The organism is Anaerohalosphaeraceae bacterium, from assembly GCA_035378985.1.
Lineage (GTDB): Bacteria > Planctomycetota > Phycisphaerae > Sedimentisphaerales > Anaerohalosphaeraceae > JAHDQI01.
Genome location: DAOSUR010000040.1, coordinates 1 through 2550 on the forward strand (window position 1 = coordinate 1; position 2550 = coordinate 2550).

The window sequence follows — 2550 nt, forward strand, 5'->3', positions numbered from 1 at the left end:
CGTATCCACATCCAGCACAAACTCGCTGCCGGCAATCGGCACCGGACGCCGCCGCCCCGACTCATCCGGCTCGCCCAGTTCATACCGCAGGCACTCCACCCCGACCACCTGCCCTTGTTCATTGCCCAATATCCGTTTGGGATTCTGCAGCAGGCAGAACTCCACCCCTTCTTCTTTGGCGTGATGCACCTCCTCGACTCGCGCGGGCATTTCCTTCTCGCTCCGCCGATACACCAGATACACCTTCTCGGCCCCCAGCCGCACCGCCATTCGCGCCGCATCCATTGCCACATTGCCGCCGCCGAAAACCGCTACCCGCCGGCTGCGGGCAATCGGCGTATCCGCTCCCCGGCCGAACTGATAGGCCTTCATCAGATTCGCCCGCGTCAGGTATTCGTTGGCGCTGTACACCCCCACCAGCTGCTCTCCCTCAATGCCCATAAACTTCGGCAGCCCCGCCCCCACCCCGATATACACTGCATCAAAGCCGTCCTCTTTCATCAGCTGCTCAATCGTCCGCGTCCGCCCCACAATAAAATTGCAGACAATCTCCACCCCCATCTTCCGCAGCGTCTCAATCTCCTTGTGCACAATCGCCTTGGGCAGACGAAACTCCGGAATCCCGTACACCATCACCCCGCCCGGCTTGTGAAACGCCTCAAAAATCGTCACCGAATGCCCCGCCCGCCGCGTATCCGATGCCGCCACAATCCCGCCGGGACCGGAACCGATAATCGCCACCTTCTGCCCCGTCGGCGCCGCCGCCCGAGGCGTCTGGGCCTTCTCCGCCCCCCAATCCGCCGCAAACCGCTCCAGCCGGCCGATGGATACACTCTTCATCACATCCTTGAACTTCAGCCCTACGGTGCATTTTTCCTGACACTGCACCTCCTGCGGACACACCCGGCCGCACACCGCCGGCAGAAGTGAATATTCCTTGATAATCTCCAGCGCCCCGGCATAGTTGCCCGCCGCAATCTGCGCTATAAATGCAGGAATCGGAATCCGAACCGGACAGCCCTCGACGCATGGAGCCGTCGGACACTGAAGACACCGAAGTGCCTCCAGCCGCGCCTGCTCCTCCGTATAGCCCAGCGCCACCTCATTCATATTCGAACGCCGTACCACAGGGTCCTGCTGCGGCATCTCCTGCGGCGGAATCTCAAATCTCTCTTTCGCCTTCAATTGCCCGCTTCGCTGCTTTTCCAGCAGCTCCTGAAGTTTTTTAGACAGTTCGCTCACCGCAATCTCTTCAGCAAGTTTTAGGAAGACCTTTTCGTCTGATCCAGCCCGATTTTGCACCGATGCTGCCGGTACTCTTCATACGCCCGCTGCTCCAAATCCTTGTAGGCGGCCATGCGCTTCATCATCAAATCAAAATTGACCTGATGGCCGTCAAACTCCGGTCCGTCCACACAGACAAACTGCGTCTTGCCGCCCACCTCCACCCGGCACCCGCCGCACATCCCCGTCCCGTCCACCATAATCGTATTCAGCGAAACCTGCGTGGGAATCCCGAAGGGTCGCGTCGTCTCGCAGCAGAACTTCATCATAATCGTCGGACCGATGGCAATCACAAAGTCGGGCTTGGGCTCCCGCCAGCAGATCTCCCCCAGCGGCTCCGTCACCAGCGCCTTGCGCCCATAAGAACCATCATCTGTCACCACAATTAACTCGTCACTGAACCGCCGGAATTCCTCCTCCAAAATCAGCAGTTCCTTTGTTCTCGCCCCCAGGATGCTGACAACCCGGTTGCCCGCCTTCTTGAGCGCCTCGGCAATCGGCAGAAGCGGGGCAATCCCAATCCCCCCGCCCACACAGACACAGACACCGAACTTGTCAATATGAGTCGGCTTGCCCAGCGGCCCCGCTACATAACCCAGGCTGTCGCCCTCCTTCAAATCCGCCATCTGAGCCGTCGCCTTGCCCACCCGCTGAAAAATCAGCCGAATCGTCCCCTTCTTCTCATCCGCTCCGGCAATCGTCAGCGGAATCCGTTCCCCGCCCTCTTCATCCACCGAAACAATCACAAACTGCCCCGGCTTCCGAGCCCGGGCTACATACGGCGCTTCCACCTCCATCTGAAAAACATTTTCAGACAACTGCTTTTTGGATAAGATTTTATACACACTCTAACCTTTTCTTATCTGCAAAATTAAAAATAATTATCACTTATAATAAAGCAGAGTTGTCCTTATAATAGTAAGGCCGTTTTTTTTCAAGATTTTTTTGGATTGAAAAAGAAAAAATTCTACAAGCCGCCCCCGATTTCAATTAGAAGACGTTCGATGGCCGCCGGTGCCGAGGTTTTACTTGTCTTAATTTGATAATCCGCCTCCCCGAGCTGAGCAAGGATCCAGGCCAACTGCCTCACAGGAAACGGCTTGAGCTGCTCAAAAAAAGATTTTTGTATTTTGTCCCAAACCCCAACCTGTTTGGCAATTGCCGCCTCCGACAACCCTTTTTCCAGCAGACACTTGGCCGTAAAAAGCCGCCGAAAATGATATGCAAACGCCCCGACAACCGAGTACTCCGCCGATTTGTCCGACT

General features: G+C 56.7%; 3 protein-coding genes. All 3 read right to left on the reverse strand.

Annotation, left to right across the window (positions count from 1 at the left end; translation table 11 throughout):
* On the reverse strand, positions 1-1242 hold a 1242-nt coding region (gene gltA, locus PKY88_13255), incomplete at its 3' end, for an NADPH-dependent glutamate synthase (GenBank protein ID HOQ06167.1).
* A 20-nt stretch (positions 1243-1262) separates the two neighbouring features.
* A complete protein-coding gene (locus PKY88_13260; GenBank protein HOQ06168.1) occupies positions 1263-2129 on the reverse strand; it encodes a sulfide/dihydroorotate dehydrogenase-like FAD/NAD-binding protein in 867 nt (288 codons plus the stop codon).
* A gap of 122 nt (positions 2130-2251) precedes the next feature.
* On the reverse strand, positions 2252-2550 hold a 299-nt coding region (locus PKY88_13265), incomplete at its 5' end, for a hypothetical protein (protein HOQ06169.1).